Annotated in this window: 26 protein-coding genes; 20 read left to right on the top strand and 6 right to left on the bottom strand. The window is 40.3% G+C overall.

The features are described from left to right. The first annotated feature begins 361 nt into the window (after nt 1–361). The 7 genes from LQ216_RS16200 (at nt 362) to LQ216_RS16170 (ending at nt 5,576) form a co-directional block, all read left to right on the top strand. Entirely contained in the window at nt 362–970 is a 609-nt protein-coding gene (locus LQ216_RS16200; protein WP_230130506.1) for a hypothetical protein, read from the top strand. 104 nt (nt 971–1,074) lie between these two features. Continuing rightward, the gene (rpmG, locus tag LQ216_RS16195; RefSeq protein WP_230130505.1) at nt 1,075–1,224 is read left to right on the top strand and encodes a 50S ribosomal protein L33; all 150 of its coding nucleotides are present in this window, start codon (nt 1,075–1,077) and stop codon (nt 1,222–1,224) included. Between the two features lie 88 nt (nt 1,225–1,312). Further along, nucleotides 1,313–1,885, top strand: coding sequence for a 5-formyltetrahydrofolate cyclo-ligase (locus LQ216_RS16190; RefSeq protein ID WP_230130504.1), 573 nt, complete (start codon nt 1,313–1,315; stop codon nt 1,883–1,885). Then, nucleotides 1,878–2,675, top strand: coding sequence for a DUF92 domain-containing protein (locus LQ216_RS16185; protein WP_230130503.1), 798 nt, complete (start codon nt 1,878–1,880; stop codon nt 2,673–2,675). Before LQ216_RS16190 ends, LQ216_RS16185 begins: the two co-directional genes overlap by 8 nt. 29 nt (nt 2,676–2,704) lie before the next feature. Beyond that, on the top strand, nt 2,705–3,670 hold the full coding sequence (locus LQ216_RS16180; protein ID WP_230130502.1) for an L-lactate dehydrogenase: 966 nt from the start codon (nt 2,705–2,707) through the stop codon (nt 3,668–3,670). Between the two features lie 52 nt (nt 3,671–3,722). Then, nucleotides 3,723–3,908 (top strand): hypothetical protein, encoded by a 186-nt coding sequence (locus tag LQ216_RS16175; RefSeq protein WP_230130501.1) that lies wholly within the window; start codon nt 3,723–3,725, stop codon nt 3,906–3,908. A 129-nt stretch (nt 3,909–4,037) separates the two neighbouring features. Then, nucleotides 4,038–5,576 carry a rhomboid family intramembrane serine protease gene (locus LQ216_RS16170; RefSeq protein WP_230130500.1) on the top strand — a complete coding sequence of 513 codons (1,539 nt, stop codon included), beginning with the start codon at nt 4,038–4,040 and terminating at the stop codon, nt 5,574–5,576. Here LQ216_RS16170 and LQ216_RS16165 read toward each other — a convergent pair. Further along, a complete protein-coding gene (locus LQ216_RS16165; protein WP_230130499.1) occupies nt 5,570–6,442 on the bottom strand; it encodes a hypothetical protein in 873 nt (290 codons plus the stop codon). The two genes, LQ216_RS16170 and LQ216_RS16165, sit on opposite strands and share 7 nt — an antisense overlap. 143 nt (nt 6,443–6,585) lie before the next feature. On the opposite strand from LQ216_RS16165, the gene LQ216_RS16160 reads away from it, so the two are divergent. The 4 genes from LQ216_RS16160 (at nt 6,586) to LQ216_RS16145 (ending at nt 12,296) form a co-directional block, all read left to right on the top strand. Further along, nucleotides 6,586–7,782, top strand: coding sequence for an ROK family glucokinase (locus LQ216_RS16160; RefSeq protein WP_230130498.1), 1,197 nt, complete (start codon nt 6,586–6,588; stop codon nt 7,780–7,782). Nucleotides 7,783–7,803: 21 nt separating this feature from the next. Further along, nucleotides 7,804–9,660 (top strand): LTA synthase family protein, encoded by a 1,857-nt coding sequence (locus tag LQ216_RS16155; RefSeq protein ID WP_230130497.1) that lies wholly within the window; start codon nt 7,804–7,806, stop codon nt 9,658–9,660. Between the two features lie 223 nt (nt 9,661–9,883). Further along, entirely contained in the window at nt 9,884–11,062 is a 1,179-nt protein-coding gene (locus LQ216_RS16150; protein WP_230130496.1) for a M14 family metallocarboxypeptidase, read from the top strand. A gap of 145 nt (nt 11,063–11,207) precedes the next feature. Further along, entirely contained in the window at nt 11,208–12,296 is a 1,089-nt protein-coding gene (locus LQ216_RS16145; protein WP_230130495.1) for a hypothetical protein, read from the top strand. A gap of 81 nt (nt 12,297–12,377) precedes the next feature. Here the strand turns inward: LQ216_RS16145 and LQ216_RS16140 are convergent, their stop codons facing one another. Continuing rightward, nucleotides 12,378–12,551, bottom strand: coding sequence for a DUF2759 domain-containing protein (locus LQ216_RS16140; RefSeq protein WP_230130494.1), 174 nt, complete (start codon nt 12,549–12,551; stop codon nt 12,378–12,380). Nucleotides 12,552–12,678: 127 nt separating this feature from the next. Next, nucleotides 12,679–13,146, bottom strand: coding sequence for a hypothetical protein (locus LQ216_RS16135; protein ID WP_230130493.1), 468 nt, complete (start codon nt 13,144–13,146; stop codon nt 12,679–12,681). Nucleotides 13,147–13,258: 112 nt separating this feature from the next. Between LQ216_RS16135 and LQ216_RS16130 the strand changes: the two genes are divergently transcribed. Together LQ216_RS16130 and LQ216_RS16125 are read left to right on the top strand one after the other, a co-directional pair. Continuing rightward, a complete protein-coding gene (locus LQ216_RS16130) occupies nt 13,259–13,891 on the top strand; it encodes an MBL fold metallo-hydrolase (protein ID WP_230130492.1) in 633 nt (210 codons plus the stop codon). Between the two features lie 33 nt (nt 13,892–13,924). Next, on the top strand, nt 13,925–15,037 hold the full coding sequence (locus LQ216_RS16125; RefSeq protein WP_230130491.1) for an SAM-dependent methyltransferase: 1,113 nt from the start codon (nt 13,925–13,927) through the stop codon (nt 15,035–15,037). Nucleotides 15,038–15,068: 31 nt separating this feature from the next. On the opposite strand, the gene LQ216_RS16120 is transcribed toward LQ216_RS16125, so the two are convergent. Together LQ216_RS16120 and LQ216_RS16115 are read right to left on the bottom strand one after the other, a co-directional pair. Beyond that, the gene (locus LQ216_RS16120) at nt 15,069–15,317 is read right to left on the bottom strand and encodes a DUF2626 domain-containing protein (RefSeq protein ID WP_117308031.1); all 249 of its coding nucleotides are present in this window, start codon (nt 15,315–15,317) and stop codon (nt 15,069–15,071) included. A gap of 80 nt (nt 15,318–15,397) precedes the next feature. Further along, nucleotides 15,398–16,099, bottom strand: coding sequence for a helix-turn-helix domain-containing protein (locus tag LQ216_RS16115; protein ID WP_230130490.1), 702 nt, complete (start codon nt 16,097–16,099; stop codon nt 15,398–15,400). A gap of 185 nt (nt 16,100–16,284) precedes the next feature. Here LQ216_RS16115 and LQ216_RS16110 point away from each other — a divergent pair, with 185 nt between their 5' ends. The 7 genes from LQ216_RS16110 to LQ216_RS16080 all read left to right on the top strand — a co-directional run bounded on the left by LQ216_RS16110 (nt 16,285) and on the right by LQ216_RS16080 (nt 21,617). After that, nucleotides 16,285–16,758 carry an ATPase, T2SS/T4P/T4SS family gene (locus LQ216_RS16110; protein ID WP_230130489.1) on the top strand — a complete coding sequence of 158 codons (474 nt, stop codon included), beginning with the start codon at nt 16,285–16,287 and terminating at the stop codon, nt 16,756–16,758. Between the two features lie 166 nt (nt 16,759–16,924). After that, complete coding sequence (locus LQ216_RS16105) at nt 16,925–17,962, top strand: recombinase family protein (protein WP_230130488.1); 1,038 nt, start codon at nt 16,925–16,927, stop codon at nt 17,960–17,962. 134 nt (nt 17,963–18,096) lie between these two features. Next, on the top strand, nt 18,097–18,318 hold the full coding sequence (locus tag LQ216_RS16100) for a hypothetical protein (RefSeq protein WP_230130487.1): 222 nt from the start codon (nt 18,097–18,099) through the stop codon (nt 18,316–18,318). A 91-nt stretch (nt 18,319–18,409) separates the two neighbouring features. Next, entirely contained in the window at nt 18,410–19,261 is an 852-nt protein-coding gene (locus tag LQ216_RS16095) for a hypothetical protein (protein WP_230130486.1), read from the top strand. A 17-nt stretch (nt 19,262–19,278) separates the two neighbouring features. Next, nucleotides 19,279–19,866 (top strand): AbiV family abortive infection protein, encoded by a 588-nt coding sequence (locus LQ216_RS16090; protein WP_230130485.1) that lies wholly within the window; start codon nt 19,279–19,281, stop codon nt 19,864–19,866. A gap of 614 nt (nt 19,867–20,480) precedes the next feature. Further along, nucleotides 20,481–21,002 carry a hypothetical protein gene (locus LQ216_RS16085; RefSeq protein WP_230130484.1) on the top strand — a complete coding sequence of 174 codons (522 nt, stop codon included), beginning with the start codon at nt 20,481–20,483 and terminating at the stop codon, nt 21,000–21,002. Between the two features lie 222 nt (nt 21,003–21,224). Then, nucleotides 21,225–21,617, top strand: a complete 393-nt coding sequence (locus tag LQ216_RS16080) for a hypothetical protein (RefSeq protein ID WP_230130483.1) — start codon at nt 21,225–21,227, stop codon at nt 21,615–21,617. A gap of 200 nt (nt 21,618–21,817) precedes the next feature. On the opposite strand, the gene LQ216_RS16075 is transcribed toward LQ216_RS16080, so the two are convergent. Then, entirely contained in the window at nt 21,818–22,297 is a 480-nt protein-coding gene (locus LQ216_RS16075; protein ID WP_230130482.1) for a hypothetical protein, read from the bottom strand. Nucleotides 22,298–22,411: the final 114 nt, after the last annotated feature.

Genomic DNA, 22,411 nt, shown 5'->3' with positions numbered 1-22,411 from the left:
TTTAAGGGTCTGTGGCTGTTTTCTACGGATAATTTTCCTCTTTTAAAAAAATTGTCCAATTATGTCAAATAAGCCGTCATATTTTTGTCGAATCAGTCCGTGTTGCCTTTATTTATGAGTGTTTTTAAAAAAGTTTTCGCTTTTATCCCTTTTCAATAAAGGGCAGGTAAAAGTCGACAAAATGCGTTCATTGTCCGTCTATTCGTTCAGTGCTACGATTAAGGTACAAATAATTTTGAAATTTCTGTTACTAGTTCGTAACGGCTTAGAGGTCAGGAAAACTTCTATTCCGGGTCCTTATCTTAATGTATGCATTTAGGTTTGTCATACTTCATTCATTGATTCCTAAGGGGGAAATATTATGATCAGTCTTTCAGCATATCAACCGAATTTTAAGCGAGAACTTTCCCGGAAAAATTTAAAGGCAGGAATTTGGCTGGATGGAACCTTTGATTGGGTAACGGATGAATCTTCAAGTTACTCGGGCGGCGAAGTCAGAACCTTGGTTCAAAGCTTTACTAAAAGACAAGTAACATTTTATAAGTTCACCATCCAAAACTCATCAAAAGCAAAATTGATTCCAAAAGTTATGTTTCAATACCAGGATCTATTAGAACGTCAAACGGTAGCGTTTTATAGTCCGAGTGAAAAAGCGATTTTACACGTTGGACAAGCCTCTGTCGCTTTAGTCGGTGGATTAATGAATGGAAATGGTATTGCACAATATTGTATCCAAGGTAAAAAACATCTTTACCAGAACGGCTGCTTTAAGTCACTGAATGAAGGCATCCTTTCTTTTTCCCCTCTAGCGAAGGGTGAGGTAATCAGCATGTTTTCTCTGGAAGCCCCCATTATGCCTCAGGATTCTGTCGAAGCGATTGCCTGGGTGATATCTTCTGCGACACAGGAAGAAGCAAAGTTTATTAATGACAGTCTCCATGCTGAAGGACCCAACCTGAACATCTTATAATTCTTCGTTTTCCTCCAAAAAACAGACTAGCATTTTGCATTCAAAAATGCTATTATAGAAAAGTCCTATGTGAACAACTCATTTATGTTTGGAGGGAAATACCCATGCGCGTGAATATTACGTTGGCTTGCACTGAGTGCGGAGACCGTAACTATATTTCTAAAAAAAATAAACGTAACAATCCAGATCGTCTTGAGCTTAATAAATACTGCCCAAGAGAAAAACGCAGCACAGCTCATCGTGAAACTAAGTAAGCAACAGGATTTTTTTCCTGTTGTTTTTTTTATATCCAAGGCGGTCGGCCACTACATACTAATCTTGAACATCAAGGGGGCATCTCAGGTGACGGCAGTGAAGGAGAAGATTCGCAGTGAGATCAAAGCAGTTTTGACGACAATGAGTGAATCGGATTACCAGCAGCTTTCCCGAGCAATCGCAACCCAACTATACCAGCTTGGGGAATGGGAAAGGGCTAATCTTATTGGCATCACCATTTCGAATCACCCGGAGGTCGATACAAGGGAGATTATTAAACGGGCGTGGGAGCAGGGAAAGGAAGTAGCCGTACCAAAATGCTTTCCTGCTGATAAGTCGATTCAATTCAGAAAAATTGTCTCTTTTGACCAGCTCGAAAAGGTTTATTATGGACTTTGGGAGCCGATCATGACTGAAACCGAAATAGTGAGCGCGAATGAAATAGATCTGCTGTTTGCGCCGGGCCTCGCTTTCACTGAATCTGGATATCGTTTGGGGTTTGGCGGGGGGTATTACGATCGATTCCTTCCTTATTATAAAGGGCCGACACTTTCCCTCGCATTTAAGGATCAGGTTCTGCCTGCGTTGCCGGTCGAAACACATGATATTCCTGTAGCTAAGCTTGTTACCCCGGAAAGGGTAATTGTTTGCCATGATTAGTAATATTACATATATTGTCTTAATTATCGGGACCGCGATAGGTGGTTATCTCGTAAAAGCACTTTCGAAATCGGGTGCGGCAGCGACCATGCTAGTTGGGCTGTCGGTGGTGCTTAGCTTTCAACTCCCGGGTTTGCTGCTATTGGGGGTCTTTTTTGCAAGCTCAAGCTTCTGGTCAAAATTTAAAGCAGGATCCAGGAAGAAAAAAATAGAAGAAAAGCTTCAAAAAGGCGACAGAAGAGATTGGCAGCAAGTGCTTGCCAATGGGGGAATCGCTGTGATTGCGTCATGGATTCATCTTTTCAATCCTTCCGGAATATGGCTTTTTGCCTTCATCGTTAGCATTGCTGCTGCAAACTCTGATACGTGGGCATCGGAAATCGGCGTATTGAGCAAGAAGAGCCCTTTTTATATTTTGAGCTTTAAACGGGTTGAACGCGGCACATCAGGAGCTGTCTCTTTATTGGGCACAATCGCTGCTTTTCTCGGGGCGGGGTTGATATCTGCTTTTTCCGTTACTCTTTTTGAATGGGCATGGACTCCATGGCTATTGCTTATCACTTTATTCGGCTTTTTGGGGAATATTATCGATACTTTGCTCGGAGCGCTGATCCAGGCGAGATTTCACTGTGTGAAATGCGGATTGGAAACAGAAAAAAAGTCCCATTGCGGAGAAAATACCATCCTGATAAAGGGAGCACGTTTGTTTGACAATGATGTTGTCAACTTTTCCGCAATCACGCTTGCTTCATTATTCGCTCTTATATCATTCAAGGTTTTTAATTCCTAATCATTTATTTACTGGGAGGATGAGCGGCATTGAAAAATCAAATAAATCGTGTTGTACTGGTCGGTACGGGCTTTGTCGGTAGCAGCTACGCTTTTGCCCTGTTAAATCAAGGAATTACCGAGGAATTGGTGTTGATTGATTTGGATAAGGAAAAGTCCGAAGGAGACGCGATGGACTTAAACCACGGACTTCCATTTGCGCCATCACCGACAAAAATCTGGTACGGGAATTATTCCGACTGCCGGGATGCCGATTTGGTAGTTCTGACGGCTGGAGCGAATCAAAAGCCAGGAGAAACACGGCTGGACCTTGTTGAAAAGAATATGAAAATATTCAAAAACATTGTCGAACAAGTAATGGGAAACGGATTTGACGGAATATTCCTGATTGCGACTAATCCGGTAGATATCCTTACATATGCAACATGGAAATTTTCCGGGCTGCCCAAAGAGCGTGTAATCGGGTCAGGCACGATCTTAGACACCGCCCGTTTCAGGTATCTTTTGGGTGATTATTTTCACGTGGATTCAAGAAATGTGCATGCTTACATCATCGGTGAACACGGTGATACGGAGCTCCCGGTCTGGAGCCATGCCGATATAGGCGGAAAACCGGTTGATGAGTATTTGAAAACCCGGGGGGAATACCGCCGGGAAGATTTGGATGAGATTTTCGTAAACGTACGGGATGCCGCGTATCAGATCATTCAAAGAAAAGGCGCTACTTTTTACGGGATTGCCATGGGGCTGATTCGCATTACGAAAGCGATTCTTCAGGATGAGAATTCGATCCTGACGGTTTCAGCTTATTTAGACGGTGAATATGGAAGCCATGATGTGTATATCGGTGTTCCGGCCATCGTAAACCGAAGCGGGATTAGGGAAATTGTTGAATTACAGCTGGATGAAGGGGAACAATCGAAGTTTTCACATTCCGTGGAAGTACTGAAAACGAATACACTACCGGTTTTGGACTCCATCCAAAATCCCAAATGATCTTTCATAATCATCCCTCCTCTAGCGCAATCTATAAGCAGGAGGGATTTTTATGTTGCGATCACTTTTTAGATTCACCATGCTGGGCGGAGCGGTGTATTTTGGTTTCCGCTACCGGTACCGGTTATTGAATTCTGTGCTTTCAAACGGTTTTTTAAGAAAAGCTCTTGTCACCAGTTCGTTGAACATGCCGGGAGTGCGCAAAAGAATGGTTGAGGGCATGTTTAAATCTCAATGAAGAGTACGTGAGTTAAGCAGACCAACAGAAAAGCGCTTGGTCTGTTTTTTTTACTTTTCTAAAATATTCGTCTATAGTTTACATATATAAAAACCTATGATTTCTCTGGGAATGAAAGTAGGGAAGGCTTTGGGATTACGAGAAGATTATATTTATTGGTCGATGGTGAAGGAGCTCACAACAAGCTATGATTACCGGGTCATCACGATTGCCGAGGGGCATCAGGAAATCTGGCTTGAGACTGACCGTGATCAATCCTTTCCTGTAATTAGGCTAATGCGCCATGACATCGATTGGGCTAACTGGCTAAAGCGTGACATAGAGAGAACCGCGCTGAATGGGGAGCAGATCAGGAAGCAATTGTATAGAAGGCCATTAAAGATTTTGAATATATATATCAGCGCATTAGCGCCAGTAGATGACTATGATTACCTGATTACTGAGCCGGCGGTGAATAATAAGGCCACGATTCATACCTTCATCATGGATGTCTCAAATTATGAGCAAAAGTCTGAAGAGCTGCAGCGGCTACTGGACAAACCGTTCATCTTTAAGGCACCGAATGATGATCTAGAAGAAGGCCAAGTTGCGTACATCAAACAATCTGCACTGTCTGCTTCCGCTCAAAGCGTCAAAAAGGAGCAAGAGCTTTTCACTGCGGGCAAACCGTTTTTTACCTATGTTTTTGCCGTTTTGCAGATTGCTGTTTTCTTTCTGATGGAATTAAGGGGAGGAAGCACGAATTCTTTAACACTGATCGAATTCGGTGCTAAATATAATCCTCTAATTCTGCAGGGTGAATGGTGGCGGTTTTTCACGCCTATCGTTGTCCATATCGGGCTGCTCCACTTATTGATGAATACGCTTTCCTTATACTTTTTAGGTACGTTGGTTGAAAGAATATACGGGCGGTTCCGCTTTTTGCTTATTTACCTTTTTGCTGGGTTTGCTGGGACGCTGGGCAGTTTCTTAATGAATGCTAATATTTCAGCCGGTGCGAGTGGTGCAATCTTTGGCTGTTTCGGCGCCCTGCTTTATTTCGGGATTGTTCACCCTAAACTGTTCTTCCGTACAATGGGAGCAAATGTCATTATTTTAATCCTATTCAACCTCATTTATGGTTTTTCTGTGGAAGGTATCGATAACGCTGGACATATTGGCGGGTTGATTGGAGGGTTTCTAGCAGCGGGTATCGCTCACCTTCCGAAAAGCAAACAGCCTGCCAGACAAATCATCTTCGCGGCTGCAACAGCTTTGCTTACTTTTTGGCTGCTTCAATGGGGCTATGACATGAACGGTGCCCAAGGAAGCGCCCCAGCCGGGAATGAATTAATTGCCGCGCAGGTTGCCCAGGATTATATTGCGCATGGAGAAGAAGCAAAGGCGTATGAGTTTCTAAAGGACTATACAGAAATCAACAAGGAAGCGCCTTTTTCTTTCTTTATTCTTGGAAATTTGGAATATGAGAAAAAGAATTTACAAGCGGCTGAAGAGAGATATCTGGAATCTATTGAACAAGATTCCGATTTCCATCAGGCGCATTATAACATAGCGCTTCTTTATCGGGATACAGGCCGAATAGAGGCTGCGGAGGCCCATGCAAAGAGAGCGGCAGAGCTTGAACCCGGCGAAGACTATCACAACCTGCTACAACAAGTCCGTCAATGAGGAGCCGGGAGCTGTTGGCGCAAAATCGCGGAGGAGCCGTCTGAAGCAGTGAACACTACCAGCAGCTCTTTGTTATCGCTTGAAACAAGCAGGTATGGAATGGTGCTGTTAAGCGGGCTGATGGCGCTGCCATCGCTTTTTTTAATGTCCAATACATAGTTTCGATATAAGCCTTCCCACAGCTTGCCGATGATTTCTTTCTGTTTTGAATCCGTAAAGCCGGAAAGGAGCTCCTGCTGTTTCGATTGTAAATCGATTAACGAAGCAATCCTGTAGCGGCCTGTGTCGATTTGAAAACTGGCAATGGCTTGATTTAAGCTTTCCTTCAAGACCGAATTTGTCGTTTGGTCCATCACGTGCTGCCATTCTTTTTGGTCGACGGTGATCGGTCTCCTGAAGGATTGAAATTCTGAAAAAGGGGAAAGGATTACGTAAAGCTCGTCATCTGTTAATGTCTGGGCGCTAACAATATCAGATTCCGGCAGATGCACTTCAGCATAGTGGAACGTGATCCCCTGGAACAGGGCGCTCTCCTTTTCGGTGATGCTTTCGTTCTGCTCCAGATTCCGTCTGTTTTGCTTCCAATCCTTGAGAATCCCTGCAAGTTTCCCGTTCTTATATAATAAGGAGATATCCTGACGCAAAAAGGCATCTGTATTTAAAGCAGATTGTTCTTTCCAGTCTACAGCATATTTATGATTATTCCGTTCGGCTGTTATCGTCGTTGAAGCGCTGTCAAAGCTGAGTGAAGGGTCGATCGGAAAAAAGATAATTGTTTCTCTGACCGGCTTTACGTATAGAAAGTAAATGAGTGCGGAAACCAGGATTAAGACAGCGAGTAAACCATATTTGGCTTGTATCTTCATAAGGGACGTCCTCCTAATCACATTACTCCACTATATGTCAGGAGCTGGACGAGTATGAGCGGAAAATTTGAGGGTTGATACTTGTCGGAAAAAACACGTTCCGATATACTTTTTTATAAGCAGACAAAACGATGAGGGAAAACATGAAAACAATCTATGATGTGCAGCAATTCTTGAAGAGATTCGGAACCATTATCTACATAGGCGATCGCGTCGCCGACCTGGAGTTAATGGAGGAAGAGATAAAGGAACTTTATCGCCTGCAATTGATTGAAACGAAGGATTTTCAAATGGCATTGCTATTATTGCGGCATCAGATTCAAATCGAAAAAGATAAGCGTGAAAAATATAAAAAAATGAGGGATTACATGGAAAAGTGGATTATGGGTGTCGACCTTGGAGGAACAACGACGAAGCTTGCAATTATAAGCTTCTATGGAGAAATCCTGCACAAATGGGAAATTCCCACGGATCTTTCAGAGAACGGAAAGAATATTACTGTCAACATCGCAAAAGCGATCGATGCTAAGCTTGAAGAACTTGGAGAGCCGAAGAGCAAGCTGTTGGGAATTGGAATGGGAGCACCAGGACCGGTCGATGACGCAACCGGAGCGATTTACGAAGCTGTAAACATCGGCTGGAAGGATTATTATCCACTCAAAGATTTATTGGAGCTTGAAACGTCTCTTCCTGCTTTCATTGATAACGATGCCAATATCGCCGCACTCGGCGAAATGTGGAAAGGGGCCGGAAACGGCGCGAAAGATTTGGTTTGTGTGACGCTTGGAACCGGGGTTGGCGGGGGAATAATCGCCAATGGTTCATTGGTTCATGGTGTCAGCGGTGCAGCCGGTGAAATTGGGCATATTACCGTTGTAACGGAAAACGGTTCAGCCTGTAACTGCGGGAACTCCGGCTGTCTGGAGACGGTCGCTTCCGCTACAGGGATTGTCCGATTGGCAAAAGAAGCCCTTGAAACGCATACAGAAGTCAGCATGCTGCATGAAATTATAAATAATAATGGCAACCTCTCAGCAAAGGATATTTTTGACTGTGCTCGTTCAGGTGATGCGCTGGCAAACGAAATTCTTCAAAAAATAAGCAAATATTTAGGTTTGGCAATTGCCAATATCGCAAATGCGTTAAACCCTGAAAAAGTTATTCTTGGCGGAGGAGTATCGAAAGCAGGCGACCAATTGTTGGATCCTGTTCGAGCAGCGTTTAGCCGATATGCCTTCAAAAGGGTTCGGGAATCCACGCAGATTGATATAGCTACTCTTGGAAATGATGCGGGCGTGATCGGTGCGGCCTGGTTAGTTAAAAGCGAACTCGCAAATTAGTCCAAGACAGGGGGGATAGACATGATGAAAGCAAATTTCAGCTTACCCAGGATATCATTATTAGCCATAGCGGTTTTTTCGCTATGGCTAAAAACCTATATCGCCTATTTGGTGAACTTTGACATCGATATCGAAAACTGGCTGCAGGGATTCATCCTGTTCATCAACCCGCTTAGTTTCTTGCTGTTCGTTCTTGGCATAAGTCTGTTCTTGAAAGAAAAAAGAAGAAATACATATCTGTTCATCAGCTCTTTCCTTATTACAGGAATCTTGTTTGCCAACATTGTTTTCTATCGCTTTTTTAATGATTTCTTAACAATACCTGTCCTTTTTCAGGCGAGTAATATGAGTGATCTGGGAAGCAGTGTTACAGAACTCGTGAATCCATGGGATTTTCTATATTTTATTGATATCATCCTGCTTGCTTTTTTTATGAGAAAGAAGCCTTCCTTCCTGATTGACAGGCACTACTCCCAAAATGACAAAAAGGTATTCGTGTTTGCTGCGTTAGGAATCGCCTTTTTCAATCTTGGCATTTCAGAGGCTGAGCGTCCTGAGCTTTTGACAAGAACCTTTGATAGGGAAATACTCGTGAAAAATATCGGGACGTATAATTACCACATATACGATGCGTTTCTTCAGTCCAAATCCTCCGCACAAAGAGCGATGGCAGACGGGACGAAGCTTTCTGAAATTGAAAATTACGTCCGTGCCAATCAAGAGCAGCCGGACAGTGAGCTTTTTGGAATGGCGAAAGGAAAGAACGTCATTATGATTTCTCTGGAATCGACTCAAAGCTTTGTCATTAACGAGACGGTGAATGGCCGGGAAATCACTCCATTTTTAAACGATTTGATCAAGGAGAGCTATTATTTTGATAATTTTTATCATCAAACTGGTCAAGGAAAAACCTCGGATTCTGAATTTATTGTCGAGAATTCCTTATATCCGTTAGGGCGCGGCGCCGTATTCTTCACACATGCGCAAAATGAATATAACGGGACTCCTGAGACTCTGAATGAGAAAGGGTACTTTACGGCTGCGCTTCACGCCAATGACAAAAGCTTTTGGAACCGGGATATGATGTATCAATCGCTCGGCTACAAACGTTTTTATGATATTGAGGATTATCAGGTGAATAGCGATAATTCCGTGAGCTGGGGCTTGAAGGATAAAGATTTCTTTAAGCAATCCATTCCCCACTTGGAGGAGATGCCTCAGCCGTTTTATGCGAAATTCATTACACTGACCAATCATTTTCCTTTTATACTCGATGAAGAAGACCAATCAATTGGAGAGTTCGAGTCAAGCTCGGATACAGTAAACAGATATTTTCCAACTGTTCGCTATACGGATGAAGCGCTGCGGCAATTCTTTGGGGACCTAAAAGAGTCTGGACTTTACAAAGATTCCATCATTGTGATGTACGGAGACCATTATGGCATCTCAGAAAATCATAATGAAGCGATGGGCCAGTTGCTTGGCAAGGAAATTACGCCTTTTGAGTCCGTTCAATTACAGCGGGTCCCGCTCATTATCCATGTCCCGGGACAAAAAGGAAAAACGATTTCCGAGGTTTCCGGTCAGGTCGATATCAAACCAACTCTTTTGCATCTTTTGGGGATTAACACAAGAGAAAACATTGAATTTGGAAGCGACCTTTTCGCAAAAGACCGACTCGGCTTTACCGTGCTGCGTGACAGCAGTTTTATTACAGATGACTACGTGTTTACGAGGGAAGCTTGTTATGATAAGCGAACCGCTGAACTCACCGACAAAACTGCATGTGAGCCGTATTTTGAAAAAGCTAAGCTAGAACTTGAATACTCTGACAAAATTATTTATGGAGACCTGCTCCGCTTCTACAATAATAGGTAAAAATAAAATTCCGACAACGCGAGTTCCTGTTCTGGCAACAAAACCAGTCAAAGCGGAAATAAAACAGGAATTTTAACAACAAAATCGAACTATCAACTAGTATTTGAATTGCCCGGCGGATGCCGGGTTTTTTCTTTAGCTTTGAAATTACATATTGCCTCATTTTCATTTTTTTTCTGACGATCACATAAAGTTAAACAGAATAGGTGGGGAGGGAAAGGTATTGAAATGTTCCGGCAGAGAAAATGATACATTGGATTATTACAGCAGGATTTTTCAAGTTCCGATTGAACTGCTACGGGATTCAAATCCCCATGTTACGGACGGGTTGCAATTGGGCGGGAAAACGATCCATATCCCCGGATACATAATGGAGAAGATTCAGGCTCCCAGACAAAGGCGGCTTGTGGATATTGCAAAGAGTTATAACATCTCCATTGATGCGCTGCTGCTTTTAAATAACAGTAGAGATGCCGGAATGGAAAATACGCTTGTACCTGTCAGGCTGCAAAAGCCGGTCATTGATACGAAAAAGGAGTATGATTATGCTGCTTTGCAAAAAGACTTGGAAAAATTAAATGAGACGTATCCCTTCCTTGAAATAGAATCAATCGGCAAGAGTGTGCTTGGCAAGGATATATTTGAAGTGAGGCTCGGTCAGGGAGAAGAAATGGTCCACTATAATGGTTCTTTTCATGCGAATGAATGGATTACGACTGCGATCCTTATGAAATGGCTGAATGAGCTCCTGCTTTGCCTTATTAGTGGAATGTCTTTAGCGGGAGTCGACCCTCTTCACATGTATAAGCGGAAAAAGATTTCAATCGTGCCAATGGTGAATCCGGATGGGGTAGACCTTGTCTTGTATGGGGAAAAGGCAGCGGAAGGGAAAGTCGATGTTGTGGCGATGAACGGTGGGTATGACCGATTTTTTGCATGGAAGGCCAATATTCGGGGAGTTGACTTAAACAATCAGTACCCTGCCAATTGGGAAATCGAGAAAAAGCGAAAAATCCCTCAAGCGCCAGCACCGCGGGATTATCCAGGGGAAACATGCTTAACCGAACCGGAAGCAATGGCCATGAAAGATCTCGCTTTCAAGCGGAATTTTGAAAAAGTGATTGCCCTCCATACGCAAGGAAGTGAATTTTATTGGGGATATGAAGGCAAAGAGCCGGAATATGCTTATTGTATTGCTAAAGAATTTGAAAAAAGGAGCGGCTACAAATCGGTTCGTTATGTGGATAGCCATGCAGGTTATAAAGACTGGTTTATTCATGAGTTTAGTCGTCCGGGCTTCACCATTGAACTGGGTAAGGGAATCAATCCGCTGCCTTTGTCACAGATGAAATTGATTTATCGTGATACACTCGGTATCCTGATGGCCGGCTTATATCTGTAATTGAAATTACCTGAGAAGTTTTACGGCATTTATAAAACTTTTGTTTTATAATGAGTAGTATATACCATAATGATCAGGGAGTGTGGCGGAGATTTCTTTTTTTCGGTTTTTTGTGAGTCAGTTATTGCAAAAACGAAGGTTTGCAATGAGTATATTAGCTGTAATCTCCCTCTTCCTTCTTATATCGGCGTGCCAGCCTCAAGCTAAACCGGTCACTGACGACCATAATGAGGCTCCTTCCAGACATAAGCTGTTAAATGAGGAAAATGATAAATTTGAAGCTGCTCTTGGGTGGCTTGATTCTGAGACCATCTTATATTCAGTGAAACAAGATGAGAATCAACCTTCACAATTAATGGTGTTCAATCGGAAAACGGGCAAGCAGGAAATCTTTTATCAGCCAGAAGCGGCTATTGTGAATGTTTCAATCAGTCCATCAAGAAACTATGTGTTGGTACACACATCTTCCTCCCCGCATAAAGCAAATATCGATATTCTGAAACAAGACGGTACGAAAGAATATTCGGTTGCCATTCCATCCGACGAGCTTGATTTTTCCTGGAATCCATATGAAGACGGCGTTCTTTTCTTAACGAGCTTTTTCGAAGATTGGAGCTTCACCTCATATGTTTTTGATACGAAGAAAAAAGCGCTGGCACCTCTCGATTTCCCGCAGCCTTTTGCGCAGTGGGGAGCGGATGATGAGCTGCTATATGTGGATTGGAAAAAAGAGGATCCGGATCTGCGTGCCCCGCTTATTTCACTGAATATCAAGAATCAGAAAAAAGAAACGGTGATGCTTGATGTTGTTCACTTCCAAAAAATAAAGAATGGGTTAATGGCAATTCAAGTAGAAAGTGAAAAGCCGGATCAAGCGGAATATAAGTTTTATAACGTAAAAAAAGAGCAAGTCTCTTCTTTTTCAGTCCCGCACGTGAATACTTTTTCAGATTCGATGATTCCCTTTTACAGCTTTGACGATAAAAAAAATACTTTTTACACCTTTACTCCGGAAAGTGCTTTTACCGGCGATCCTTATCAAGGAACATTCAAGCTGATAGAATATAATTGGGAGACCGGCAAGAATAAAGAGGTGCTGAAGGAGATGGAGAATGCGCCGTTAAGCTGTTCGCCGGAAGGCAGCTGGTGTTTGTATGGCCATCAGTTGGAGAGTGTTATAAATATGGAGGAAAAGAAGGTATATCCGCTTTTGAAGGTTGGAAATGACGAGTAATTGGCGATGGTTGGAGATACAATTCAGTAAAACGTGTGTATAAAGAGAAAAACTCGCCGGTCGGCGAGTTTTTCTTTATATTTAGTGTGCCACTGGATATCCGCTTTCGATGATCGTCATAACAGTGAACCAGCCGAAAACAGCCGCGCTGCCCGCTGCGAAAAACAATCCTAGGAAATTTTTGCTTTTAAATGTTTTGACGACCGCAAACAGAGCCATGATTGATACGAGTCCGAAGATAATCATTAATTGCATGCTTGTTCCTCCTTATGTACTGAAGAATGTTCCAACTTAAGAATAAATTTATTATGCCCAAGATTGACGGAATGGCGGATAAATATGTAAAAATCGTGTATTCTATACTATTTTAATAGTTTTTTTATTATTTGTCGAGTGCTAAAAATGATAGTTGAACTTGATATGCTTTTGCAACCCCGAGCACCAAATCCTTTTGAAAAGCATCGATGAAATAAACGTTCTCATCGGACCTTGCAATCAAGATTTCTTCCAGTTCCAAAAGCGTCATTTCAATCTCTGTTTTCCCGCCTAAAGCAAATCGGAAACATTCTAGACTTTGTTTGAAAAGATAGGTCGAAGCCTCTGTTATAAAGCCGTAATCTTCGAAAAGCTCAAGCGGTATGAATGAAGCGTCTTCCAAGAGGCTGTGAATCTCCACAAATGCTTCGGCTGCGGTGGAAATCTCCATACATAATTGCGCTTCCTTTTTTGAGCTGATTAAGAGCATGGACTCAAAACGGTCCGTGATCTCAACTTGCTCCTCCAGCAGCCTATAAAGATCGGGAAATTCATCCGGGCTAACCCCCAATTCTATTACAAATACCGATTTCATGTGTGGGCCCCCATGTCTTTTCTTAAAAATATAACGCATATAGTGTAAAATAGAAATCAATAACTTGTCAGTCGTTCTTTTTTAAAGAAAATAAATAATGGAGATGAAAAATATGAAATGGTATCAGCTCTCACTGGGGCCAATACAAACCAACTGTTATATACTTTCCAATGATGCCAAGGAGTGCATCATCTTTGATCCGGGCGCAGAAGCAGCCAAACTTATTCAATATGTCCAGACGAAAAAACTGAAGCCGCTCGCCGTCCTATTGACTCACGCTCATTTTGATCATATTGGCGCGTTGGATGAGATCCGTGATTTTTTCAAGATTCCAGCCTATCTTCATGAGAAAGAAGCCAAATGGCTGCTCGATCCGGCTTTGAACGGATCACAGCTTTTTCCGGGTGAGCCGATCCGTTTAAAACCGGCAGACCATCTTCTGGCCGTCGAAACAGAACTTGCGATTGGCAGCTTTTCATTTAAGCTGTTTGAAACACCGGGACACTCCCCGGGAAGCATTTCTTATTATTTAGCAGAAGAAGGGCTCCTTTTTTCTGGTGATGTGTTGTTTCAGCAGAGTATTGGCCGCACCGATCTGCCGGGTGGAAACGAAGAGCAGCTCATGAAGAGCATCCATGAAAAGCTGCTGACATTACCTGAGGATACGATTGTATTGTCCGGCCACGGAGCCGTTACGACGATTATCGATGAAATGGAGAGCAATCCATTTTTGAACGGGTTTTAACGATTATTCAAACATTTAAAGCGGGGCAACGAAATGGAAAAATTCATAATCGATTTATTGAATCAAAAGCCTGATCGGAAAATGACTTACAGTGAATTTATGAGCACCGTCCTTTATACACCAAAGCTGGGCTATTATATGGGGGACAGAGAAAAAATCGGTAAGCAGGGTGATTTTTACACAACAAGCAATTTGTCTGATGTGTTCGGCCGCACGCTTGCCAAGTGGATTTTGCATATCATTACTGAATCCGGCCTGCCCCCGGTCCTATGTGAAATCGGCGGAGGAACCGGGAGACTTGCCGACTCGATCCTTACCTACATAAGAAATCATGAACCAGATATGTTTGACAGGCTGCAATATTTCATCCTTGATGTCAGCCCTTTTCAAAGGGAAAAACAAAGGGAGACATTGTCGGCCTTTAAAGATATACATTTTATAGACTCGCTGGAAGACCTGCCTATTATTGAGGGAATCATATTTTCGAATGAACTATTTGACGCATTGCCCGTCCATATAGTGGAGAAAAAACACGGGCTTTTGTTTGAAGTGATGATAACGGAGAAAGCTGGACAGTTTGTGGAAGTTATAGAGCCGCTTGAGAATCAAGAAATCCTTCGCTTTTTACACGAGCAAGATGTTTCACTTGTTGAGGGACAGCGATTCGAGGTGCCTCTGGAAATGGTTGCTTATTTGCAATCAATAGCCGGACATTTACAAAAAGGCTTTCTTGTTTCCATTGATTACGGCTACAGGAATGAAGAATGGCGAGAGCCTGTCCATAGGAAGGGTAGTCTTAGAGGCTACCATAAGCATCAGATGATTGAAAATGTATTGTCTTATCCGGGAAAAATGGATATTACCACGCATATTCACTTTGATGCTTTGATCCACTATGGTACGGTGTTCGGTTTGAAACATGAAGCTCTAATCGGACAGCAGGAATTTCTGTTACGGGCGGGCATACTGAACGAACTGCAGGATCACGATGATCCCAACCCCTTTTCAGAAACCGCAAAACGGAATAGGGCGATCAGGAGCCTCATCGTTTCTGGAGGAATCAGCTCTTATTTTCGGGTGCTGCTGCAGTCGAAAGGGCTCCCCGCTGATCAAACTTTATTTCCCGGGGAAAAAGAAAACCCATGAAATTTAATTTCATGGGTTTTATGTACGCTTATTAATGACCGGTAGCGGCACCTGGAACCATCATAAATGTAGTCCAGTAGGTAAATCCGGCAAAGAAAATGGTTAAGTATGCGCCGAATACATAGATATACATACGTTCAGATAATTTCAAATAACTTAAAAGAATAAAGAATACGGTTTGCCCAACGAAAAGTAATGCTGTCGTATTCATATCACCAAGATAAAACATAATAGCCATGATACCTGTCCAAAAACCCATAACCCTGTACATACGCTCCATCTGTATCCCCCCTTTGTCCCATCATGTTCCTCCTAAATTATAAATGAGATGGTAATAAGATGTAAAGCCCCTGTTTGATTCTACTGAGTGAGGATTGCCTGATATGAGCAGGATTCGCACCCGGAAAGCATATTTTCCTTTTCCACAAGTTCGACAGAATCAAACAAGGATTCAAACAGTCCCTTTAAAAAAGCGACATGTATCGTGCAAATGGCTTCGGTCTCCTGTAATGCCACTTCCTTGAATGGACAATTGAAGATTTGAAAATAAATTTTCGATTGATCGTCATTCACATTCAATTCCGGATAGAATCCAGCGAGCGTGGCTGCGCTTTTCAGCATATTCAATCTTTCTTCGAATGAAAAATCGCCATTGGCCTTCGTGCCGGCAGTCAGCTGCCCGGCTGCCAACTCCCGTCCAAACTGCTTGCCTGTCTGATACAGTGCTTGTTTTCCTGTTTCACCAAGTGTAAGCATTGTCTGAATCGCAATTTTTGATAATAACTGATAGTCGCGGAACGGGAAGTGGAGCTGTATGAGCTCGTCAGACAAACGATAGAGCCTGCCCGGACGCCCGCCTTTTCCTGTTTTCTTTGTTTCAGAAATCAGCATTTCCACATCTTCAAGCTTCGAGAGATGGAGCCTCGCAACGTTTGGATGAATCGCAAATGAATCAGCGATATCCTGGACGGTCACCTCCTGATGAAGGTTGGTAATATGCTGATAAATATAATATCGTGTCGGATCAGATAATACATTGGTTATTCGTAATGTTTGGTCCATCCTTTTTCACCTCATAGTATGGCTTATATTTTTCATTATAAAACAGTGGAAATGAGGGGAATGTGAGAAAGTTCACATTGTGAAATGAATAATCAGAAATTTTTATACTTTTTTGCAAAATGAAGAAGGAAAACCTAAAATAAAGTCGAATTCATTATGCAAACAGATTTGGAGGTGAGATATGGTTGGAATCGATTGAAAAAACGGCAGAAAGAATCCTTACGCATGCAGTCCGGCTCGCTGCATCAGACATCCACATCCTGCCCAGAAAAGAAGGCCCCCTCGTACAGTTCCGCATTGATAACAAACTCTGCCCGCAAGACATGATTACCCAGGACGAATCAGAAAGAATGATCTCCCATCTTAAATTTCTCGCATCAATGGATATCGGTGAAAAGAGACGCCCGCAAAGCGGCTCCATTACGATGAAGATTGATGACAAAACCATCGGCCTGCGTTTATCCACGCTTCCCGCAACTTTTTCAGAAAGCCTCGTGATCCGCTTGATCCCACAGCAGAACATCCTTCCTTTGGAACAACTGTCCCTGTTTAGCAATACCGCAAACAAGTTACTGGCGCTCCTAAAGCATTCCCACGGGATGATCATATTTACTGGTCCGACTAGACCTGTCACTGGTGATAATCCGTCTTATAATTGAAACTCATCAAATAAAGTTTATACTTTCCTTTTATTATCAATACAATCTTGCCATGGAATATTGCTAATGAATCGGGAAGGTGAGTTCAATTATGTCAGAAATTAAGCACGTGGCAATCTATTTGCGATTATCACGAGACGAAGAAAATTAAGGTATCGAAGAAATATTGGCAAGTCACAGATACACCTTAACGGAAATGTGCAAACAAAATGGCTGGTCTTACGAAATTTTTGAAGAAATAGCCTCAAGCAAGACCATTGAACAGCGTAAAGAGTTGCTGAGGTTATTAGAACGAGTAATGGAAAACAGTTTTGATGCTGTGGTAGTCATGGATACAGCCCGGCTATCAAGAGACGATTATGGTGCTGCTAAAATAAAAAGAGATTTATTTCTTACAGGAACATACATCGTTACACCTACTAAAATTTATGATCCATACAAAGATGAAGACAGTTTGCTCCTCGGAATACAAGCCCTCGTTGCATCTCAAGAGTACAAACAAATTCTTAAGAGAATGCAAAGGGGAAAGCATTTTGCCAGTAAACAAGGACAATGGACTAACGGTATTCCTCCACTTGGGTACAGCAAGAATCCCAAAACTAAGAAACTTGAGCCGAACAACCAAGCGAATCATGTAAAATTCATCTACAACTCAATCATAAATGGTAAAACGGTATCTGAAGCATATCAGGAACTTAACATGATGGGTGTTAAAACTCGTACAGGTGGCAAGTTTCATTTCAATTCAATTTTACGAATTGTAAACAATGAAGCGTATAAAGGTACGATTATTAATAATCGTATTATCGGCAAGCATGGTGAAGTAAAGCGACCTAAAGACCAGTGGATTATTGTGGAGAATGCTCATGATCCAATCATTGACGAGGAAACTTGGAAAAAAGCCAATAAGATTGTAAATACGTATTCATTCTCTAGGAAGCGAAGTGATGTTAAAACTTATCCGACTTCAAAGCTCATATACTGTGGAAACTGCGGAAAAGTACAGGGTGTTCAGATGACAAAGCTAAACAAACTGTATTTGAAAATATGCCAAGGTTGCTACAACAGGTCATATCTGTACGAACCAATCTTAAAGCATATCAAGGAACATGTAGCAACCTATCGCCAAGACGTGCTAGCGTTGATTAGTGACGTAGAAACGACAGGGAATAGCACTATACGGAATATAAAAAGAAACAGCTAGAAACCCAAATACGCAAAGCTGAAGGTGCACTTGAGAATATTGAGATACTGTTTGAGGAAAGTGAAATCAACCTAAAGCAGTATCGTGAACGCAAAGTCAATCGATATGAACAACTTGAGGAATTGAAACTCGAATTGGCACAACTGGAGATGGAAACTCCTAAAAACAAGATGGAGGGTTTATGTGAATTGAAAGAGCGGATTGATTACCTACTTGGTCATTGGCAATGTCTTGATGGAGAAGGATTAACAGATGAAGAAATCAACAGAGCTTTACATTACATCATTGAAAAAATCGAATGGACATATGGCTTTGATGGAAATGAGCCAAAATTAAATATTATTTTTAATAAATAACTAGAGCTGCATTATGTAGCTGTTTTTTATTTTGTACTCTATTAAATTTTTTTTGGTATAATGTTACAAAAAAGGTAAAGAGGGTTGTATTTTGAAAGATTTTAAATTCAACATTTGGTTTGTGATTATTACACTGATTGTAGCACTAATAGTAGTACCCATTATATTTAACTACGTATTTATGTGGGAAAGCGGTTGGTCTAGAGGTGAAACTAGTGATTGGTTTACTTTATATGGAAACATCATTGGGGGTCTTATTGGAGGTTTTTTCACATACTTGGCATTAATGTTAACATTTAAAGACCAAAATGATAGGAAAGTGTCTGAAATGAAGCCGAGGATAGATATTCCTCATCAAACTATTGAATTTAAAACTGATATAACTGATGAAGTTTTCTATCAAAGCGTCTTTATAGAGTTAAATAATATTGGTGGGTCTATAGCAAAAAACATAGAATGTACACTATCATTACCCAATTACGATCAAGTATTGAGTGAATTAGAAAAGGATAAACAGCGCTTGGGGGTAAAATTTGTAGAATCCCAAATAACTAACCTATCTAATAATGTAACGGAATCTAGGAAACATCTTATGGTACTAAAGGATAATGTTAATCTCGGTAGTTTACAAAAGAAATACGAAGCAAAGTTTATTGGCACTTGCATACCTTTGGTATTAAACCCAGAAGCCAAAAGCCATTTTAGGTTAGAGGAACGATTGAGCCAATGGATATGTTACATTGTTCAAAAAAGGTCTTATACCCCTGGCTTATTTAATGATAAACAATTATTCAATTTTGTCTTAGAAGTAAAATATTCTTCAGAGGAATATGGGGATTTTAAAGATACATTTAATTTAGAATGGACCCATAATGGAATTTGGGCAGATGAAAATGCTGACATAAAAATTAGTTATGTATTAAAAAGTGCAAAAGTAGCTTAGATGATGGAGGAAGTATTATGACGGCCTTATCATTCGGAAAGTTAGAAGACGCTTATATATTGGTTTATGAAAATGCAAAAGAACTGCTAGAAGAGTCACGCTTATTATTTGAAAATAAAAAGTATGCGAGAAGTTATACCTTAGCACAAATTGCAATCGAAGAGCTTGCAAAACTTCCAATTATTTATCAAGAAGCTACTCGTTCCTTTTTCAAAGAGTCACATGATTGGAAGCATTTCTATAAGCGTTTACGCAGTCACGAATCTAAAAACAAAATGATTTTTATGTACTTTAGAATGATACTGGATTTAACAGGAGAAGAACATCCAGATTTTGAATTTCATAAATTGGAACAAACTCTAAAATATTTTAACGATATGAAAAACGCAAGCTTGTACGCAGATATTAAAAACAATAAATTTACCAAACCTTCGATTGAAATAAAAAAGCATACAGCAAAAGAACTCCTACAATTAGTTGAAGGTATGTTTGATATCTTTGCACTTCCAGGTTTTCATATAAGAGGTGGTATGAAAAAATCCTTGGATCATGAAGGTGCAAAATTAAAGCGGGCAATGTTTAAAGAAGCTGGGTTAATTAAATAATTACGGAGGGTTTGAATTGGAATTTACATTGCTGGATAATGGCATAGACTCATTAAAAAAAAGACACAAGTTTCACTTAAAAGATTCAAAGAACTGCATCGACAAAATTCATATCACCTTCTCAAAGATGCAATTATATATCTTAATCATGGGATTGAAATATTATTAAAATACATATTGACTGAACAGCATGAATCTCTAATTTTTAAAGATGTTAAATTGTACATTGAAGCACGAAAACAATTAAAACACATGCCACCAAAGGAAAATGGATTCGGTACATATTTGGAAAAAAATAAACCGACTGTGTTTGATGTCCCTGAAAAAGCAATAGGAAACAAAAAATTAGAGACAATTACTCTCACAGAAGCGTTAAACAGGTCCATTTTAGGAGTTCGGCTAACGAGGATTTTATTCAGATAATAAAAGATCCTAGCAGGAAAGATTATAATTATGCATGTAACGAGATAAGAAAACAATGCACATTAATATTATCCAAATACATAGAGTTTAAAGAATACAATGGACAATATGAATATAATGAAGAAGAAGAGTTAATAATCAAGGAAATAAATAGTGCAATTAAATTAATTGAAAATAATCCTTTTAAATTAATGAAAACTGAAGAAACCGATTTCAGTGATGAGTTAAGAAATCTCCTCGAATCAAGCTTAAAACATTATAATATTGTCATTGAAAGAGAGAGACCTGGTGGATTCGCTAATGTCAAACAAGGTGAAATAGACTTATATATCTCCAACTATAAAAATGACATAAAGAATGTAATAGCTGTTGGAGAAGTAAAAAAATGGGGGAAATATAATTCCCAACTTAAGCAATTATTAGGTTATATGATCTATGGCTCAAATTTTGGATTTACAATTATTCTTAATAGGGATATTTCATTCTCAAGTTTAAAAGAAAAGATGAAGAAAATCATTGATGAGTTAGAAGTTGTTCATAAGGGTGAAGCCAAATTTAAAACCAAACATTTTGGTGAACTGGAGGATTTTAACAATACCTTTGTTTCATCTCATGTAGATCCAGATAATGATAAAGAATTTAGAATTTATCACATTATTGTAAATGTAAATAAAGAAGGGCATCTGGAAGCAGCAAAGCAAGCAAGAAGTTAACTAAATAAGTTTCTTAATAATAAAGATGAGAATGTTTGAATTCTCATCTTTTTGCATAGGAGGATCATTTTTCCCTTATCAATCATATTAACTAGATGCTTATAAAGATACATAATGAGTTGATAGATTATCATAAAAAAATAATTAAATCATGGTATGATAATTTGGACAAAATGTATTGAATACGCCTTAACTTATCATGAAGAAGTCTATCCTTTCAGATTGGCATATGACGGCAATTATGAATTTAATAAACATTACTATAAACACGTTGGAGAATTGAAATCGACAGGTGAAGAACTGTACTGTGCAAAAGTAATCGATTCTTTATCCGAAGTTAAACATTGGGTTAGAAACCTTGAACATGATCCAAGTAGAAGTTTTTGGTTACAAAGATCTAACGGAAAGTTTTATCCAGACTTTGTTGCTGAACTAAATGATGGTCGTATCCTAGTTGTTGAGTACAAAGGTGCAATCTATGCAAGCGACCCAGACGAGAAAGAGAAAAAAGCAATTGGTGAACTTTGGACAGAAAGAAGCAACGGAAAATGTCTTTTCTATTGGGCAATGGAAGATAACGTTGATAACTTAAAGGATTTCATTCTTAACAATTAAATTTATAAAGTGAACCGCTTGTCAATTGATAAGCGGTTATTTGCGTCATAAAGCATTTATGTATAGTATAGAAGTTTTTGTAAGAGTGGATTGTAATGAAGTAGAAAGTAAAAAACTTAAATCAAATTTAAGTTGAGATAAGAAGGAAACCATCTTTATAAAACAAAGGACAAATAGCATTAACTATTTGTCCTTTGTTTTTATTGATATAGACCTGTAGTGTATTGATAACGTACTTTAAACAGAGGATCTAGTTTGTATTGGAATGTTGTTGCAGCTCGTCCACTATTAGTAAGTTGTTGAATAACTTCTTGAATTTCGGCACCATTTTCATCGATTCCTTTAGTTTCGTTTTGATCGACTTGAGTACCGAATGGAGTTAACACAGTAAGCTTAACTTCACTCCCCGCTTGCATTTGAGTGCCATCAAATGGTAGGCGAATTTGAAATTCATACAAGTCTTGTCCCATAGGAAAGATCTTGTAATCGTAACGAACTTCATATACGAATTTGCCATTTATTTCAGCAACCTTGGTTAGTGGTACAACTTTTAATGCAGATCGAAGCAGAATACGTGCAACATCACTTTCAGTTCCTGTAGTATCACCTGCACGAGAAGCATCTAAAACATCTTCTGTTCCAGCAAGTAATTCGGTTTCGCGATAAGGTGTAACCGTCAAGTTGTTTTGAACACTTTTTGCTAATTAATTTTGAACACTTTTCTCTCCAAAAATGGTAGTTCTGTGTTTAATTCTATAACTATCCCCATTTAATCTGATTACTTCTACTCGCTG

This window comes from Bacillus sp. CECT 9360, assembly GCF_918741275.1.
Taxonomy (GTDB): domain Bacteria; phylum Bacillota; class Bacilli; order Bacillales; family DSM-1321; genus Peribacillus.
This window is presented reverse-complemented; position numbering and strand designations above follow the sequence as displayed.

Coding starts and splice junctions, on each gene's coding strand:
- LQ216_RS16200 (WP_230130506.1), top strand. CDS start 362: ATGATCAGTCTTTCAGCATATCAACCGAATTTTAAGCGAGAACTTTCC.
- rpmG (WP_230130505.1), top strand. CDS start 1,075: ATGCGCGTGAATATTACGTTGGCTTGCACTGAGTGCGGAGACCGTAAC.
- LQ216_RS16185 (WP_230130503.1), top strand. CDS start 1,878: ATGATTAGTAATATTACATATATTGTCTTAATTATCGGGACCGCGATA.
- LQ216_RS16175 (WP_230130501.1), top strand. CDS start 3,723: ATGTTGCGATCACTTTTTAGATTCACCATGCTGGGCGGAGCGGTGTAT.
- LQ216_RS16165 (WP_230130499.1), bottom strand. CDS start 6,442: ATGAAGATACAAGCCAAATATGGTTTACTCGCTGTCTTAATCCTGGTT.
- LQ216_RS16160 (WP_230130498.1), top strand. CDS start 6,586: ATGAAAACAATCTATGATGTGCAGCAATTCTTGAAGAGATTCGGAACC.
- LQ216_RS16155 (WP_230130497.1), top strand. CDS start 7,804: ATGATGAAAGCAAATTTCAGCTTACCCAGGATATCATTATTAGCCATA.
- LQ216_RS16145 (WP_230130495.1), top strand. CDS start 11,208: ATGAGTATATTAGCTGTAATCTCCCTCTTCCTTCTTATATCGGCGTGC.
- LQ216_RS16140 (WP_230130494.1), bottom strand. CDS start 12,551: ATGCAATTAATGATTATCTTCGGACTCGTATCAATCATGGCTCTGTTT.
- LQ216_RS16135 (WP_230130493.1), bottom strand. CDS start 13,146: ATGAAATCGGTATTTGTAATAGAATTGGGGGTTAGCCCGGATGAATTT.
- LQ216_RS16130 (WP_230130492.1), top strand. CDS start 13,259: ATGAAATGGTATCAGCTCTCACTGGGGCCAATACAAACCAACTGTTAT.
- LQ216_RS16125 (WP_230130491.1), top strand. CDS start 13,925: ATGGAAAAATTCATAATCGATTTATTGAATCAAAAGCCTGATCGGAAA.
- LQ216_RS16120 (WP_117308031.1), bottom strand. CDS start 15,317: ATGGAGCGTATGTACAGGGTTATGGGTTTTTGGACAGGTATCATGGCT.
- LQ216_RS16115 (WP_230130490.1), bottom strand. CDS start 16,099: ATGGACCAAACATTACGAATAACCAATGTATTATCTGATCCGACACGA.
- LQ216_RS16090 (WP_230130485.1), top strand. CDS start 19,279: ATGACGGCCTTATCATTCGGAAAGTTAGAAGACGCTTATATATTGGTT.
- LQ216_RS16085 (WP_230130484.1), top strand. CDS start 20,481: ATGAAAACTGAAGAAACCGATTTCAGTGATGAGTTAAGAAATCTCCTC.